This window comes from Prevotella pallens (assembly GCF_900454935.1).
GTDB classification, from domain to species: Bacteria; Bacteroidota; Bacteroidia; order Bacteroidales; family Bacteroidaceae; genus Prevotella; species Prevotella pallens.
Genome location: NZ_UGTP01000001.1, coordinates 163,617 through 180,935, shown reverse-complemented (window position 1 = coordinate 180,935; position 17,319 = coordinate 163,617). Strand labels below are relative to the sequence as shown.

18 protein-coding genes are annotated in these 17,319 nt (G+C 37.8%); 16 read left to right on the top strand and 2 right to left on the bottom strand.

Annotated elements, in window-relative coordinates; genetic code table 11:
• Positions 1 to 4: 4 nt before the first annotated feature.
• The 16 genes from DX009_RS00750 (at position 5) to DX009_RS00675 (ending at position 13,716) form a co-directional block, all read left to right on the top strand.
• Positions 5 to 625: an SMI1/KNR4 family protein gene (locus DX009_RS00750; RefSeq protein WP_115082676.1), complete on the top strand. Its 621-nt coding sequence runs from the start codon at positions 5 to 7 to the stop codon at positions 623 to 625.
• Between the two features lie 49 nt (positions 626 to 674).
• Positions 675 to 1,163, top strand: coding sequence for a hypothetical protein (locus tag DX009_RS00745; protein ID WP_115082675.1), 489 nt, complete (start codon positions 675 to 677; stop codon positions 1,161 to 1,163).
• A 126-nt stretch (positions 1,164 to 1,289) separates the two neighbouring features.
• Positions 1,290 to 2,222: an SMI1/KNR4 family protein gene (locus DX009_RS00740; RefSeq protein ID WP_115082674.1), complete on the top strand. Its 933-nt coding sequence runs from the start codon at positions 1,290 to 1,292 to the stop codon at positions 2,220 to 2,222.
• A 30-nt stretch (positions 2,223 to 2,252) separates the two neighbouring features.
• A complete protein-coding gene (locus tag DX009_RS00735; RefSeq protein WP_115082673.1) occupies positions 2,253 to 2,903 on the top strand; it encodes an SMI1/KNR4 family protein in 651 nt (216 codons plus the stop codon).
• A gap of 142 nt (positions 2,904 to 3,045) precedes the next feature.
• Positions 3,046 to 3,516, top strand: coding sequence for an SMI1/KNR4 family protein (locus tag DX009_RS00730; protein WP_115082672.1), 471 nt, complete (start codon positions 3,046 to 3,048; stop codon positions 3,514 to 3,516).
• Between the two features lie 63 nt (positions 3,517 to 3,579).
• The gene (locus tag DX009_RS00725) at positions 3,580 to 3,840 is read left to right on the top strand and encodes an AraC family transcriptional regulator (protein WP_115082671.1); all 261 of its coding nucleotides are present in this window, start codon (positions 3,580 to 3,582) and stop codon (positions 3,838 to 3,840) included.
• Between the two features lie 38 nt (positions 3,841 to 3,878).
• Positions 3,879 to 4,415, top strand: a complete 537-nt coding sequence (locus DX009_RS00720) for a hypothetical protein (protein WP_115082670.1) — start codon at positions 3,879 to 3,881, stop codon at positions 4,413 to 4,415.
• A gap of 301 nt (positions 4,416 to 4,716) precedes the next feature.
• Positions 4,717 to 5,364 (top strand): hypothetical protein, encoded by a 648-nt coding sequence (locus DX009_RS00715; protein ID WP_115082669.1) that lies wholly within the window; start codon positions 4,717 to 4,719, stop codon positions 5,362 to 5,364.
• A gap of 44 nt (positions 5,365 to 5,408) precedes the next feature.
• A complete protein-coding gene (rpoN, locus tag DX009_RS00710; RefSeq protein ID WP_115082668.1) occupies positions 5,409 to 6,920 on the top strand; it encodes an RNA polymerase factor sigma-54 in 1,512 nt (503 codons plus the stop codon).
• A gap of 35 nt (positions 6,921 to 6,955) precedes the next feature.
• The gene (locus tag DX009_RS00705) at positions 6,956 to 7,573 is read left to right on the top strand and encodes a phosphatase PAP2 family protein (protein WP_006043925.1); all 618 of its coding nucleotides are present in this window, start codon (positions 6,956 to 6,958) and stop codon (positions 7,571 to 7,573) included.
• Positions 7,574 to 7,598: 25 nt separating this feature from the next.
• Positions 7,599 to 8,105: a 5-(carboxyamino)imidazole ribonucleotide mutase gene (gene purE, locus DX009_RS00700; RefSeq protein WP_040595342.1), complete on the top strand. Its 507-nt coding sequence runs from the start codon at positions 7,599 to 7,601 to the stop codon at positions 8,103 to 8,105.
• A gap of 118 nt (positions 8,106 to 8,223) precedes the next feature.
• Positions 8,224 to 10,125 (top strand): 4-hydroxy-3-methylbut-2-en-1-yl diphosphate synthase, encoded by a 1,902-nt coding sequence (locus DX009_RS00695; protein ID WP_115082667.1) that lies wholly within the window; start codon positions 8,224 to 8,226, stop codon positions 10,123 to 10,125.
• Between the two features lie 30 nt (positions 10,126 to 10,155).
• On the top strand, positions 10,156 to 11,202 hold the full coding sequence (locus DX009_RS00690) for an SPFH domain-containing protein (RefSeq protein ID WP_115082666.1): 1,047 nt from the start codon (positions 10,156 to 10,158) through the stop codon (positions 11,200 to 11,202).
• Positions 11,199 to 11,537 (top strand): hypothetical protein, encoded by a 339-nt coding sequence (locus tag DX009_RS00685; protein ID WP_006043929.1) that lies wholly within the window; start codon positions 11,199 to 11,201, stop codon positions 11,535 to 11,537. The genes DX009_RS00690 and DX009_RS00685 overlap by 4 nt, the downstream gene beginning before the upstream one ends.
• Positions 11,538 to 11,546: 9 nt before the next feature.
• Positions 11,547 to 12,929, top strand: coding sequence for a hypothetical protein (locus DX009_RS00680; protein WP_115082665.1), 1,383 nt, complete (start codon positions 11,547 to 11,549; stop codon positions 12,927 to 12,929).
• Between the two features lies 1 nt (position 12,930).
• Positions 12,931 to 13,716, top strand: a complete 786-nt coding sequence (locus DX009_RS00675; protein WP_115082664.1) for a toxin-antitoxin system YwqK family antitoxin — start codon at positions 12,931 to 12,933, stop codon at positions 13,714 to 13,716.
• A 464-nt stretch (positions 13,717 to 14,180) separates the two neighbouring features.
• Here the strand turns inward: DX009_RS00675 and DX009_RS00670 are convergent, their stop codons facing one another.
• Together DX009_RS00670 and rnr are read right to left on the bottom strand one after the other, a co-directional pair.
• The gene (locus tag DX009_RS00670; protein ID WP_115082663.1) at positions 14,181 to 14,987 is read right to left on the bottom strand and encodes a hypothetical protein; all 807 of its coding nucleotides are present in this window, start codon (positions 14,985 to 14,987) and stop codon (positions 14,181 to 14,183) included.
• A 13-nt stretch (positions 14,988 to 15,000) separates the two neighbouring features.
• Positions 15,001 to 17,271, bottom strand: a complete 2,271-nt coding sequence (gene rnr, locus DX009_RS00665) for a ribonuclease R (protein WP_115082662.1) — start codon at positions 17,269 to 17,271, stop codon at positions 15,001 to 15,003.
• Positions 17,272 to 17,319: the final 48 nt, after the last annotated feature.

Here is a 17,319-nt window from a genome sequence, read left to right as displayed (position 1 = left end):
GGAAATGAATGCAATACATATATTAGAGCCTTTAGCTTCAAATGCTATGGCAGAGAAAATAAACGAGTTAGAACATACAATAGGTACTGTTTTGCCTTCTCATTTCAAGGATTTGTTGATGCAAAATAATGTCTGCAAGCCTCATAAAAACCATTATAAGGATAAGGAAACAGAGTTTACCATTAACTATTTTCTTGGATTTTCGGAAAGCAAAAACGATGATATTATCGCAACATACAACAACTATGAGGGCAGAATACCAGAGGAATTGATACCCATTGCAAGTGTTGATGGGGGCGATTGGCTATGTATTAACAAGATAACAGGTAAGGTTTACTATTGGTTTCACGAAGAAAACGATTGGGGATTAGAGGGAAATAACAAATACCCAACGCTGGTTTCGGAAAACCTTAACGACTTTATTGAAAAGCTAACCCCTACCCCTTTGCCAACAAAAGAGGAGATTAAGCGAGCTATTGCAAGCGGTAAGGTAACCATAACCCCTAAGTATGTTGAGCTGAGAAACGCTATGCGAGCAAAGGAAGGCCTACCTCCTCTCACCTTTGAAGAGTGGGATAGGCTGCTAAACGATCCTAATAGAGAAGACATATACCTCGTTCCTTGAAAACAGAAGCAGGCATATCTATCAACAAAACTTTACTATTTACAAAGATATGGAATATATAATCCAACCTCTTATCGGTGTCAATGAATTTGTTTTCGGGGATTATCGGAAGGATATTTTGGCTAAAACAAGCTTAAAAATCAAAACAACCAGAGAAGAAAAAGACGGAAACAACAGTTTCATTATAGATGACTATGGCGACTTTCTGGTCTATTATAATCAGCACGACCAGCGATTATTCTTCCTCACCTTTGCTCCGTTGCCTAATGTAAAGCTCATTTTAGAAGGTAAAAACCTATTCGAAATGAAGGCATCAGACATCTATCAACAGTTGTCTTCCCACGATAATATATTATTAGAAGAGGACTACGCAGGCTTCGCTTCTACTATTTTAGGCATAGATATTTACGCGCCGAACTTTGCAGACGACAAAGATTGCGTATGCGAAGGCATTAGTATAGCGGTAAAAGGCTACTTTGATGCAATATACAAAGCAGAGAATTTGGATATAGATAAGCTGCTGTCGGAGGCTTTATGAATTTGTTTTTAAGACGCATTGCACAAGAAAGACAAACATTTTCGGTCAAGAACAAATTGCTTTCATCGTAGCAGTAAACGGCAATAACAGCAAAATTATAAGTATAAAGAACGAAATTATTGTGATATGAGAAGGATAAATCAACGCATGGCAATGCTTTTAGAGAAGTCGGTTCCTGCAAATAAGGAATTGATAAGCAAGGTTTGCGAGAGCATTTTAAGCAAAATAAAAGTCGCAGAATGTTGTATTTTATACGATGCAAACAACGATATTAACACATCATTCATTAACAACATATCCGAACAAATAGAGAAACAAGGCGACAGGACTGGCTTGGAGATGTGGCATAACGAGATATGTTTGTCGGCTTTCGAAGGCTTTTCGCTTAGTTGTATTCTGCCTTTTATAGAACAGTTTAAGCAGCGTTTAAATGCCGTTTACCCTCGCCCGTATTGCCTTATAGTGTATATTACCAATACACAAGATATTTATTTCCGCTTCCACGTGTATAGAAAGGACGAAAGAATGTGGATAAACATCGACATAGAAGCAGACGCTAATCCGCTATTATACGACTTAGAAGAGCGTCTGAACATTGATTCCATTATTCAAAGAATACAAGATTTCAAAGAAGAATACGTTGAATGTTTCGATCCTATCAGTGATGATGCGCTCCAACTTGCACAGGAAAACATTCCTTTTCAGCTACCAGCAGATTACATAAAACTGCTTCAGTTCTCGAATGGAATACTAATTTGTGGCGACGAAGTGCTTGGAATAAACCATAAACCTTTCGACCTTATCAAGGCATACAAGACTGAACACGAAGCAACACAGGTGTACATGCCCAGCCATATTGTTCCATTTGCACCGGACGGTAGAGGCAACTACTACTGCTTTGATGTTCATAAAGGCAACCAAATCGTGTTTTGGGTGGCAAATCATCAGTACTCTGAAGAAGATAAACCAGAAGTTGTGAACTCCGATTTCTGCGATTGGTTCAACGAAGTGATGATAGATTGGTGCATAGAACTCGAAGGACAAGACATCTTTAAATAGGTTACCACATCGTAAAAAAAATATTACATCATGGAGATAGAAACTATATTAAAAGAAAACGGCTTATCAGAAGCAAGGATTTTATCGGCATCTGACGAAATCGAAATACCCGAAACATGGTCGTTTCTGCTCACGGAGGAAAACAAGGATAAGAAGAAATCCCTCGTTATAGAACGCTGGTCGGACTTCAGCACCCTACTTCCTAAGACCTTAAATATATTGGAAGAGTTGCTCGAAGATGTACTTTTAGTGTTTCATCAGCAACAAATTAAGATGGTTTACCTGCTGTTGGTTGACGAAGAATATGTGCTATATGTAGGCAATATGCCCACAACAGACAGCCAGCTCGCAATATTGCCCGACAAGTTACAGCACTTTTACAAGCATTTACATAATGGTTGGTTCGAGAATATAAGCGGTGGTTTAGGATTACTTCCTATAGAAAAGGTTCGTTTCCTAAGCCAATCGGAATGGGGTTTGCCACAAGAGATATTGCAATCTACCAACTTAAACCAAACGTACTACGTGCTTCACAATGGCGGAAATGGCTTTCTTTGCATCAACATAGAGGATAAAGAAAACCCAAAAGCACTGATTTGGTGGACCAACGATGCGCCAAAGATGGACATAGACTTTTGGAGTTACCTTGATTCATGGATAGAAATAGGTCTTTCCTACTAATGTTTTACAGCCACGTAGCACAACTTTAAACATACAAAAAGTGTCTATGCAACAAGTAAAAAAAGGTACTTAACATTGTTCTTTGCTTGTTTGTATAAGAGATAAACTCTATATTTGCAATTGAAGTAAGTAAAAAACAAAGATGATAAACTATCAGATTACGAACAGTGCGCCACCAATTACAGAGGCAGACATCTTAGATTTAGAGCACAAAATAGGCTTTTGCCTTCCTGCTGATATAAGAAACTTCTACTTAAAACATAATGGAGGATTGGTAGAAGATGGCGATAGAAACGTTTACTTAGACGATTCGGAAAACGAATATACCCTGAAATACATTGCACCCATCAAACATTCGCTTTCGCCTTCTCAATATACTATGGAGAAATTGTGGCACACTTTCATCGTAGAAAAAGAATTAATACAAAAGAAACATATTCCTTTTGCCATTGACAGCGGGGGCTTTCCATACTGCTTCGACGCTGAAACAGGATACATTCTCTTTGCAAACTTGGAACATTACGATGATAAAGAGAAGATGATGGAACCTGTTGCAAAGTCGTTAATCGACTTTATCAATGGTATGAAGACGGAAGAGGAAGCGTATGAATAGACTACTTCATACAAGAAAAAAAATATAAATCCGATTTAAAACATAAGTGAAAGGAGTGAATCAATGAGTAAAATGTGCGAACCTATTGCCGCTTTAGTGCAGTCGTTACACCATTTAGGTTTTACAACCATCGAACAAAAGGTGTCCGATTATCACTTTTCTGAACTCTATATCAAGATGAAGGGAAAGCAAAACAACGAAATAGACACCATCAATATACCTCAAATTCAACGAAACAACGACTCTACTTTTACGTGTTCGTGCCATTGGTCTACCGTCGAACTATGCTATGAAGAGGAAGAAACAAGAGCAAATGCAAAATAAGACGGAACAAAACAGAAAACAAGATATAATCAAGTGAAATGAAACAACTATCTAAAAGCCTCATCGCACTTCTTTTGTTCTTAGCCAATACTTGTGTATACGCCGGACAGAACATGAGAACAAAAGACTCGCTCATGGTAGTTACCGAGAGTAACGACGACTCTTGCATAAGCCATTTAGTAATAAACAAAGGTGGTGTACGGGATACATTGATAAGCATTTATTGTGCTGACGGGAGTGAAATAGAACCTTTAAAAGAAGTAAATAGCAAGAACAAGCAAACGCAAATAGAAGTATTCGCCATTTACAATGCCGCAGCTGACGGTAGCCAATATGTGTTTTACAACCATAAAAACCATAGAGCTTATATCACATTTGCCACCTTTGCCGACCTAAACCCCACAGTAGTAGACTTAAACGAAGCACAACAGTACGTATTATTGAGCAACAAAAACAGTACAAAAACTCCAACAAAGAATACCTTAAACACTGGAAACAAAGAAGAATACATAGCCAATGCAAGCAAGTTTAGACTAATAAAAGCTATGCTAAAACCCATAAAAACTAAATATTAACACTGTAAATAATTTTCTCAAGTATATTTCCTGCATAACATTCTAATTACCAATGCTTTGCAAAAACCATATTTTTGCGTTACAATAATATGGTTTTTGCAAGCCAAAAGTGGTACTTTTGAAGCTCAAAAAAGGCACTTTTGCAACGCAAAAACGTACTTATGCCTTTTCAATGAAATTATTTTTACAAAATCATTATGATAATCTTGTTTAGCCGTACAATATAATGAGTTATCCAAAAATTTGGCTATTACACTTTTAATAACTAATTTTGCCAATGTCATCAACCGCATTTAAACTTATGGTAACACATTCATTATGGTCGGAAGAATATTGGCCTATGCTTCTACAAATATATTTTAAGAAACCCATAGGCATAAAGCCAACTTACGCCCACCCCATTGTTGAGCTTAGTTTAGAGCTACATATCCCACCATACATACTATACGCAAAGATGGAAGAATTCCATTTAAACAACCTTCCAAGTATACAAGCACTTTGGAAAGTATATGCCAACAATCCAAAAAAACTACAAAAAGATGCCAAACGCATAAGAAAGATGAAGGGATTTGGCAAACCTGAGGAGTTCTACGAGGGTGTAACAACAGAAGAAACCTTTGAAAAAGACTTTAAACTTATAGAAAGAGCCACCGACTTAACACCCATTGCACTAATAATAGTGCTTAACCTGTATTTCCATCTCACACCTATAACGATGACAGAAGGGACTCCCGAAGTGAAAGAAGTAGCACGATTACTAAACATAACTCCTCGTCGTGTTGTGGAAATTATGGACGTTTATCGCTTCTGCGACCCCTATCTGAACCAAGATGACCTTATAATTTCGCCACTTCTACTGCCTTGCCAGAACATTTGGGACCGATATGGCAACGCCGATACTAAGGAACTTTCGGATTTAACAGAAGAATTATGCCACTATTACAGATGATTGTGTTTCTTTTTTCGTAATTTTGCAAACATAATTAGGTAAATATGGCACAAGAACAAGTACAAATACAAGAGCAGAAACAACAACAAGTGCAGCGACTTTCGCAGCAACAAATGCTTCAGGTAAAGTTGCTTGAGATGCCATTAACCGAATTAGAGGAAAGCATTAATGCCGAATTAGACGACAACCCAGCCTTAGAAAAAGGACGAGAAGACGGAGAACAGCTTGAAGAAACAAACGAAATAGAGAGCGATAACGACGATTTCGATGTTCAACAAGAACAACAAGAGCGACAAGATGCACTTGATACAGCACTCGAATGTATGGGAGGCGACGATGAATTGCCCGTTTACGATGGACGACAACGCCACGATAATGCCGACTACGAGGAGATAGTGTATGGCGATACTACATCGTTTATAGACAAACTAAACGAGCAAGTGGGCGAAAGAGAGCTTACTGAAAGACAAAAAACTATATTAGAATATCTCATTGGAAGCCTCGACGACGACGGATTGCTACGAAAAGACTTAGATACAATAGCCGATGAGCTTGCTATTTACTACGGTATAGACTGTAGCGAAAAGGAAATTGCCGACACATTGAAACTGTTGCAAGACTTCGATCCTGCTGGTATTGGAGCACGTTCGTTGCAAGAATGTTTGTTATTGCAAATAGAACGCAAAGTAACAGATGGCGAATGGGAACGCAATAGCAGTGTGTACAACCATCTAAAAACTATTTTCAACCACTATTTCGATGCATTTACAAAGAAGCATTGGGACAAAATACAAACTGCACTCTCGCTATCTGACCACCAAATAAAGGCACTACAAGCCGAAATTCGTAAGCTAAATCCAAAACCAGGAGCCTCGATGGGAGAGACAATGGGTAGGAATGTACAGCAAATAACCCCAGACTTTATTATAGAAACAGACGATAATGGAAACGTTAGTTTCTATTTAAACCATGGAGATCTACCCGAATTGCACGTTTCGCAAAGCTTCAACGATATGCTAATGGCATATAAAGACAACAAGAAAGGTATGAACCGTCAGGAAAAAGAGGCTCTGCTATATGCAAAAGGTAAAGTTGAGAAGGCACAAGGCTTTATAGAAGCAATTAAACAACGCCGAAACACACTGTACGTAACTATGAAAGCCATTATTGAAATACAAAAGAAGTTTTTTCAAGATGGTAACGAGGCAGATTTGAAACCTATGATATTGAAAGATATTGCAGAGAAAACGGGACTCGATATATCCACTATTTCGCGTGTAAGCAATATAAAATACGCACAAACAAGGTGGGGAACATTCCCGCTTCGCTTCTTCTTTACTGACAGTTATACAACGGAAGACGGAGAAGAGATGTCTACAAGAAAGATAAAAGTGGCTTTGCGAGACATCATTAACAACGAAAATAAGCAGAAACCGCTTAGCGACGACGCACTGGCAAAGGTGATGAAAGAAAAGGGTTTTCCTATAGCAAGACGTACAGTAGCCAAATATAGAGAGCAATTAAACTTGCCTGTTGCACGTCTACGCAAAGAATAAGTAAGCCAGTAAGAGCAGTAAGATATGATAAGAATATGAACGAAAAAAACATTATACTAACTGCACGAATAGCAAGTATGCTACTTACGCCATTCTATTTGCCTGTATTGGGCATATTGGCTATATTCTTTTTCTCGGATCTAAGTATGTTTCCGTGGCAATTCAAGGTATCGCTAATAGTAATGGTCTACTTGTTTACGGTGTTCATTCCAACAATACTCATTCACCTTTATAGGCAATATCATAGCTGGACACTCTTACAATTAGGTCAAAAGGAACGTAGAATGGTACCGTATGTTATTTCTATACTTTGCTATTTTGGTTGTTTCTACCTTATGAACCTATCGCATCTGCCACATTTAATAACGTCTATACTGATAGTTGCATTAGTAATACAAATACTTTGTGCCATTATTAACGTATGGTGGAAGATTTCTACACACACAGCAGCCATTGGTGGCGTGCTGGGAGCACTATTAGCATTTTCATTTATACTCAATTTCAACTCTGTTTGGTGGCTATGTTTGGTAATAATAGCATCAGGAATAGTAGGTTCAAGTCGTATTATATTGCGACAGCATACCCTTACACAAGTAACAACAGGTTTCTTCTTGGGTATTATTAGCGCATTTTTTACAATTTTATTGATATAAATACAAAGAACAAAAATAAAGATATATGAAACCATTGGTTAGCATTATTATGGGTTCTACAAGCGACCTTCCTGTTATGGAAAAGGCTTGCAAGTGGTTAGAACAATACGAAATACCATTTGAAGTGAACGCCCTTTCGGCTCATCGCACCCCTGCTGCAGTTGAAAAATTTGCCAAAGAAGCAAAAGAACGTGGCATTAAGGTGATTATTGCAGGGGCTGGTATGGCAGCAGCATTGCCTGGTGTAATTGCTGCTTCAACCTCTTTGCCTGTAATTGGCGTACCAATTAAAGGTATGTTGGACGGTTTAGATGCTATGCTTTCTATTATTCAGATGCCTCCTGGCATACCTGTTGCCACAGTAGGAGTGAATGGTGCACAGAACGCAGCTATATTAGCTGCTCAAATGATGGCACTTGGCAATGAAGAAATAGCAAAGAAAGTAGAAGCATGGAAGGCTACTTTAGGACAAAAAATAGAAAAAGCTAATAAAGATTTAGCTGAAATAAAAGACTATAAGTATAAGTGTTAAGAATACAGAACCAAAGTATTGTGGAACGAAAACTATGGTTTTCGATGGATAAAACACTCGAAAACCAACATAGTTCTGCCTAACTTAAAGTTTGAATGCTTAATGCTAAGAATATAAAATGATAGATTTATTCAATTACGAACGTAGAAAAAGTTCTGTTGCACACGTTGGTGCGTTAGATATGGGTGGTGATAATCCTGTTAGAATCCAATCAATGACAACCACAAACACCAACGATACCAATGCAAGTGTAGCACAAGCAAAGCGCATTATAGCTGCTGGTGGCGAACTTGTAAGGCTCACTACACAAGGAAAACGTGAGGCAGAAAACCTCAAACACATCAATGCGCAACTTCGAACAGAAGGTATTATGACACCACTTTGTGCCGATGTACACTTCAATGCTAATGTTGCAGACGTAGCAGCACTATATGCAGAGAAGGTTCGCATTAATCCTGGTAACTATGTAGACCCTGGTCGTACGTTCAAAATACTAGAATATACAGACGAGGAATACGCTAAAGAACTTAAAAAGATAGAAGAACGCCTTACACCTTTTATTAATATATGTAAGGAAAACCATACAGCCGTACGCATAGGAGTAAATCACGGAAGTTTGTCCGACCGTATAATGTCGCACTACGGTGATACTCCCGAAGGCATTGTTGAGAGTTGTATGGAGTTTCTACGTATCTTTAAGAAACACAATTTCAACGATATTGTTATTTCTATCAAAGCTTCTAATACGGTTGTAATGGTGCGTTCGGTGCGCCTTCTTGTAGCTGAAATGGAGAAAGAGGGTATGAACTATCCGCTTCATCTTGGTGTTACGGAAGCTGGAGAAGGAGAAGACGGTCGTATAAAAAGCGCTGTTGGTATAGGAGCGCTACTAAACGATGGCATAGGAGATACTATTCGGGTATCGTTGAGCGAGGAACCAGAATGCGAAATACCTGTTGCTAAATACTTAGCACGCTATATTCGACAAAAGAAAGGACACATTATAATTCCTGCTGCGACTTTTAAAGGTTTCGATTATCTACGTCCTGAACGTAGAAAAACCAAAGCTGTAGAAAACATCGGTGGCGATAATGTGCCAATAGTAATAGCTACTCACAATGCAGCAGAACATAATGCAGACATTGTTTCAACCCTTCCAACACCCGATTACATCTACACAAAAGATGTATTACCAGCCAAATTGAAAAGTGGACAAAAGTATATCATCGACTATAATGCATATATAGACTTGGCTGCAAAGGGAGAACTTCCAACCGAAAACGTCTTCCCCATTTTCCCTACTCCTGCAATTCCATTTATTGGAACAGTGAAATCGAAAATTAAATTCTTAGTGGTAAAGTATGGAACACCGTCAGAAGAATTGCTCGCCTGCTTGAAATATCACCCCGAAGTAGTGGTGATTTGCGTAAGTTCGCACCAAAACAAACTTGGCGAACAACGAGCATTGGTTCATCAAATGATGATTGCAGGTGTAGAAAATCCGGTTGTCTTTGCACAGATGTACCAATTTTCATCTGAAAAAAGCAATAAGAATACCAACGAGCCAAATGCCAAAGAACAGTTCCAACTATCTGCTGCTGCCGATATGGGAGCACTAATGATAGACGGATTAACTGACGGCTTATGGCTCATGAACAATGGTAACATTCCACAAGACGATATAGAACAAACAGCTTTCGGCATACTTCAGGCTGGAAGATTACGTATGGTGAAAACCGAATATATATCTTGTCCGGGTTGCGGACGTACACTTTACGACCTCCGTTCTACTATTGCACGCATAAAAGAAGCCACAAAAGGTATGACAGGACTGAAGATTGGCATTATGGGTTGCATTGTAAATGGTCCTGGAGAAATGGCAGATGCCGACTACGGATATGTGGGTGCAGGTATGAAGAAAGTAAGTTTGTATCGCAGAAAGGTATGTGTAGAGAAAAATATACCTGAAGAAGAGGCGGTAGAACACTTACTTTCATTAATAAAGAATGACAAAAATTAAGACAATAATAAAGGGGATAAACCGTTCTAAATATATCATCTATTAAACAATCGCACTAGGGGCATAAAAAAATTATTTAAGCAACAGCTACGTTCCGTTATAGAATGGAAAGAGCAAGATACTAATATTTTATTTCATCGCTTAGACACTTCTACTGACGAAATAAAGAATTCGAGTAAGTTAATTGTAGCTCCTGGACAAGGTTGTTTACTTGTTTACGATGGAAAAGTAAAAGCAACGCTAACAGAACCTGATACCTACGAATTACAAACAGATAACCACCCATTTATTACAACACTTCTTAATTTGGCACAAAGAATGGAAAGCGAACATAAAATGCGCTTCTATTTCTTCCGTACTGCCGAATTAGTAAATGTACTTTGGGGCACTGCAACTCCTGTGAAGTATATGGAACCTAATTATAAAATGCCTGTTGCAGTGGGTGCGTGTGGTAACTTTTCTGTGAAAATTGAAGATGCTGCTATAATGTTCAGCACACTTTTAGGTACTGTAAGCGATTATACTGCTACCGATGTTCGCCAACTTGTTGCATCGCGTATAGTTGCTCCACTAACTTCTTTCCTTGCAGAAAAAGCTTATCCATATACAGAAATAGATAAACATCTAATGGAAATGTCGGACGACTTACGCCTAAAAACAACCGAAGAACTACAACGTTTAGGCTTAATTCTTACCGATTTCCGTATAGACTCTGTTACATTCGACGATGAAACATTGGAGCGTATTAACAGAATTGCTGATATGACAGCCGAAAAATTGGCTGCAACAGAGGTTGATCTCGATTATGCTGGTGTACAAAAACTTGCTGCTTTACGAGATGCTGTACGTACAGAAGGTGGACTTGCTGGTGCTGGTATGCAAATTGGAGCAGGTGTTCAATTGGCAAAAGAATTTTTTAATACTCAAGATAACAATGTAAAGCCAAACGAAACCACTACTTCTACAACAACAGACACTACTGCTCGGTTAAAACAACTAAAACAATTGTTTGACGAAGAGCTTATTACTGAGGAAGAATATAAAAAGAAGAAGAACGAAATACTTGATACATTATGAAAAGAATAATTATTATTGCGCTCATCGCACTCATAACAAACCTTCTCGTAGGTTTAATTGTTACTGCATACTCTTCACTCAATTTGCTTTTTACAAGTGGGGCTATTGTTCTTAACGGACTATTACTGGCACTCGCTTTCTTAGGACGTGCTGAAAGTACACACCGTTTAAGTTTAGGTTTTATATACACTGCAATAGGTGCATTAGAGTTTCTAACTGGCTTCTTTGCACCAGAAAGATGGTCGAACAACTGGTGGTTAATAGGCGTGGTTATACTCACCTCCATACAATGTATATTGCTGTTCTTAGCAATCTATTATTCAAAAGAAGCTTAATCTCAACAGATGGCAACAAAAATTAAAGCGATAAAATGCCCACAATGTGGTAGCGAGAAGCATGAACAATTAGACGATAAAAGGTACAAATGTAAAAGTTGTGGTACCGAATTCTATATAGACGACGATGATATTAATATTAACGTAAACCATCGATACGAATATCAGTCGCCAAACTCATCGTCGTTAAACAGTTTTCTTAGCAACGGAATTAAAATAGGAATCATAGCTTTATTGGCTCCAATAGCCATTGTTGTAATTCTATTTTATAGTGCCATGCACAGTGGGTCTAGCAGTTCGCCATCTTTTTCGGGAACAACCAGAGATTCTGTTGAGATTAGAGACGATTACAGACTATTTTTAATGAGTACCTATAATGGTAAACCGTGCTACTTTTATGTGCTTGAGCGCGACTACGCGTCTAACTATGGAGACGAAAATCCTAAATATGTAGACGGATATTACTGTGGTTTTAGAGACGCTACCACAGGAAATGTGCTAAAAGAACAGCTTCTTATTTCAGAAAAAGATACAAGAGAGCGTAATTCTATGTCGCCTTCCGACATGGTAGGTAGGTATTTCCATCAAGCACGAAAATGGTTCTTCATTATTTCAGACAAATTTATCTACGAATTAAATCCAAAAACATTAACCTTCAAAGATGTTTCTAAATTGCTTTTCAAAGGAAAAGAAGTTATGAACACAGGCATCTCATCGGTAAATTTTATAAACATCGACTCGGGAGAAGGCTTTGAAGTACATAATAATTTATCAGCAACTTACTATTATTTCCCCGCAACAAACAGACTTTATACTGAAAAGGCCTTTAATTATGCACGCACTTTGCCCCCCAATCAACTAAATGGAGAAGTAAGAGATACTACCTTCTTTAAACTTCGAAGCAAGAATATTAGCGAATCATCAAGTAAAGGTGGATATTTGTGTTTATGGAAAATACATGCTTTATTCCATAATGGCGACCCACAAGACTTTTCGTTCTACAATAGTATTTCAGGATCGTACACACCATCATCTGGCAACCGACTCATAAGTGCACAACCAGTTACCGATTGGTTCGTAGGTTTCGATGGACAAATAAAATACTACGATGCAAATTATATACTAATTACCTTCAAACCCACCATAGCCGACGATGCAAAGTCGGTGTTCCAATTACGCAACGCATACGGAAACATTTTATGGACACAAGCCGTAGAAAGGTTCACATATATAAGCGAAGCCGTAGTTTGTAATAATCGTTTTTGGATATACGGAAGAAGAGAAGGGCAAGAAGGAAAGAACGAAGAGAACATTTACAGCTTCGATTTAAAAGACGGCAAATGCACAACCTTCAATTCTATACACACCGAATACAAAATAAAGGCTAAATAATATGAAACAAATATTCGCACTTATACTACTTTTATTCGTATCTGTTGCACTAAAAGCACAAGAAAGATACAAAGAATATTATGACGATGGAAAGCTGAAAACAGCAGGATACATAAACAAAAATACTGGCGAACGACAAGGACATTGGGTTACCTACAGGCAAGACGGAACAAAGTTCGAAGAGTTCGACTATAAAAATGGAGAAAAAGAAGGCAAATACTACGTCTACGACAATAAAGGACGCATATATATTATGGAAACTTACCACAACGGAATGCTACACGGAACAATGTTGCAATACTACAATGAACCCGATAGAAAAGGACAATTGCCACTTTATGCACGAACAACCTACCAAAATGGAATGCCAGTAGGCACAAAATATACCTACGATAGAAATGGAGCAATCATAAAAAAACGCACATTCAGTAACGGAATAATGGCAACGGAAAACCAATACGAAGGAAATACTATATATAAAACATCAAGAAAAAACAATACCGATGCAGACAACTCAGACGACAAATACTATTATGAAACAATAGAAACCACACGGCAAACACATAATTATGCTCACCGAAACATAAACCACACAACAGCGCAAAGGCAGAAAATAGCAAAAAGCAAACACAATTCGATGGCTACAAACCATACAAAAAAGCCAAAAACAGCCAAGCAAAAAAATACACAAACCATACCAAGCTTCATAAAAATAGAAAATACACCCAAACCCGCAAAGAAAGGAAAACTAAAAGTAGGCAAAGATGGTGTCATAACGGTAGAATAAAAAAACGCAACCATCTTGCAGAAACAAATAAAACTACACAGAAACCCATACCTGTCAACAAAACCATTATAAACTTTTATTATACAAAAGTAAACTGCAACACCCACCTGCCAACATCATTCGTTGGCAGGAATCACCCACCACATACCATATTTTCATACCAAAATTGCACAGAAAAACGCATTTTTTACTGAAAGCATAAATAGATAGTATTCAGGTATTTACGAAACTATTATTCTTTTCCCAAAAAACGTCCGTACTTTTTCCTGAAAACGTCCGTACTTTTTCTCTAAAACGTCCGTACTTTTTCCCAAAAACGTCCGTACTTTTTCCTGAAAACGTCCGTACTTTTTTCTAAGAATGTACGGACGTTTTTTTAAAAAGTAGGCTGGAATAACCAGTTTACCAAATGTCTATTACGCCGAAAGAGATAATAATTTAGGAATAGTTTAGAGCGTATACTTTTAATATTCCACCATTTGTAACCATGCTTGCAGAATATTATTGTCTAATTGTGGTACTGAAGATGGTATCTCAAAAGTAAGTGTGCGAGGTTTTTCTTTCTTTATTTTTTTCATTTCACTTTCCGAAATGATAGCTCTATCAGTAATAAACAAGTCCGACCATACATCTATTTGTTCGTCTGTATCTTCTCCTTTATAATGTGCCATAAAAGTTTGGTGTTTATGTGCCGAATATAAATCTTTTAATGTATAGGTTCCTGCATGTTCTACGTAAGTTTCTTGTTCATCAAATTGCGTCATACGTGCTATGATACCATACATTTTTAGTTGGTTCATTTCAATTTCATGGTTTTCTTGTCCCATCAAATTATCCATGTTAATGGTTATTCCAGTAGTTGCTATTTTTTGATTAGGAAACTTATGCTTTGAAATTGTACCGCATTTGTCAGCCCACCGATAAATATCGCCATTGTTTCGGGTGGAATATTCTTCGCTTTTAATGCTTTCTATAAGAGGTGTAGACTCTAATGCAGGCATATTTATACGAACAAAAGTTTCGTCTCCATTAGCTTGTTTGGCTTTTCTGCGCCTTTCGCCAAGAAATTTTCGGTCTACGAAAGTTGTTTTTTTTGAAGTTGTATCTAATGGAACATACAATTCCATCATACCATCTACGAAATAGCTAAGCATAAAATTGGTAGACTGATATACACGGTAGTATCCTTTCAACCTTATATATTGTTGTTCGTGCGATTGTGCTACAATGGTTGTAAGCAAGAAAGCGAGCAAAATTCCTATTTGTTTCATTTTTCAAATGTTTCTATCGGTGCTTTTTGCGTGCCTTTACAGTTTTTCCTGCTTTTGTTTTTGTAGAAAGCTTTTGCGAAACTTTTCTACTTTTATCTTCATCTAAAGTAAAATCGAGTTGCTTTCGTTCTAAATTTGCATTTGCAACTTTTATCCGAATAGGATCTCCCAACTGATATTTATGATGATGGCGACGCCCAACAAGACAATAATTCTTCTCATCAAAGTCGTAATAATCATCGTCCAAATCACGCATTGGTATCATTCCTTCACAATGATTTTCGTCAATTTCGGCATAAATTCCATAACTCTGAATACCACTTATGTGCGCATCATAACATTCGCCAAGATGTTCGCCCATAAATTCCACCATTTTATATTTAATAGAATCGCGTTCTGCATTTTGTGCCACTTGTTCCATATCCGAACTGTGTTCGCAAAGCTCTTCTATATGTTCTTTATTAGCCGAACGTCCTCCATTTTCATATCGAGTAAGTAAACGGTGCACAATAGTATCGGGATAACGACGTATGGGTGATGTAAAATGAGTATAATAATCGAAAGCAAGTCCAAAGTGTCCTATGTTGTGTGTAGTATATTTTGCTTTCATCATAGAACGTAAAGCCACAGTTTGAATTACCTTTTGTTCGCTTTTGCCTTCCACCTCGTCCATTAAAGCGTTTAAAGCCCGTGCGGTTGCTCCTTTTGTACCAGACGATTTCAGTTTATATCCGAATTTTGCAGAGAACTGTCGGAGGTTTTCAAACTTTTGTGGGTCTGGATTGTCGTGAACACGATAAGGCAATGTTTTTGCTTTTTTGCCGCGTTCTACTTTTCCTACGTGTTCTGCAACATATTTATTGGCAAGCAACATAAACTCTTCTATAAGTTTGTTGGCATCTTTCGAACGTTTAAAGTAACAACGAAGGGGTTTTCCATGTTCATCTATATCAAAATGCAGTTCTTCCGATTCAAACTTTACACTACCTTTCTTAATTCTTTCGGCACGAAGTTGTTTTGCCAAACGGTCAAGCATTATAAGTTTATCGGCAAATTCGCCTTTATATTCTTGTTTTTCTGGTGCAGGTTCACCAGTTCCGTCTATCACTCCATTATCTTCCAACAATTGTTGCACCTCTTCGTAAGCATATCTACGATTACTTTTTATAACAGTATGTGCAATATGGAAATATTTAACTTCGGCATTATCGTCTAATTGGAAGATTGCGCTGTATGCTAATTTTTCTTCGTCAGGGCGCAAGGAACAAACAAAATTACACAACCTTTCGGGCAGCATTGGAATAGTTCTGTCTACAAGATAAATAGATGTAGCGCGCTTTTGTGCTTCCTTATCAATTATATCGTTCTCTTTAACATAGTGGGAAACATCGGCAATATGTACGCCCACTTCCCATAAACCATTTTCCAGCTTACGTATGGAAAGAGCATCGTCAAAGTCTTTTGCATCTTTAGGATCAATAGTACAAGTCCAGACTTTGCGAAAATCTTCGCGTTCGGCAATATCTTGCGCAGTAATTTCGGCATTAATTTTCTCTGCCGCTTCCTCGACTTTCTTCGGATATTTATAAGGCAGACCATATTGCGCAAGAATAGTATTCATTTCTACATCGTTATTGCCTGCTTGTCCTAATATATCAATCACTTCACCTACAAGGTTTTTATGGTCAGCATCTGGCCATTTTGTTATTTTCACCACAGCTCTATCGTCGGTTTTTCCACCATTCAAAGCTTTCTTTGGAATAAGAATATCGTGAACAAAAAGGTTTTCTTGCGTAATAAGGAATGCTATTTCGGGTTCTACTTGCAAACGTCCTACAAATGTTTCCTTCTTCCGCTGCAGAATTTCAATAACCATTCCTTCTTTAATATGGTTACGACGGCGCGCAAAGTACTGCACTTTCACCCTGTCTCCATTAAGAGCCGACATAGAATTGCGTTCAGAAATAAAAATGGGAGTACCACCATCGTCGGGAAGGAAAGAGTTTTTTCCATTCGATTTTCTTACAAAAACACCTTCTTGCACCTGTCCTTTGGTGTTAAGTGTATAAGCATTTTCGCCAACTTTAGAAAGAAAATCGTCCCACGCCATTTCTTCCATCACATCAATAGCAAGCATTTTTAGTGGATGCGTGGTTAGTTTTAATGCTCTAAATATTTGTTTTAGGCTAAAAGTATTGTCTGGTTGTGTTTGAAAGAAACCTGTAATCTTCTCAGCAAGTTCTACTTTGGTCAATCGTTTTTTATTATTTTTTTCCTTTCCCATTGTTATTTGCGCTTTGATTGTGTTTACAAAGTAACGAAAAAGTTCGTA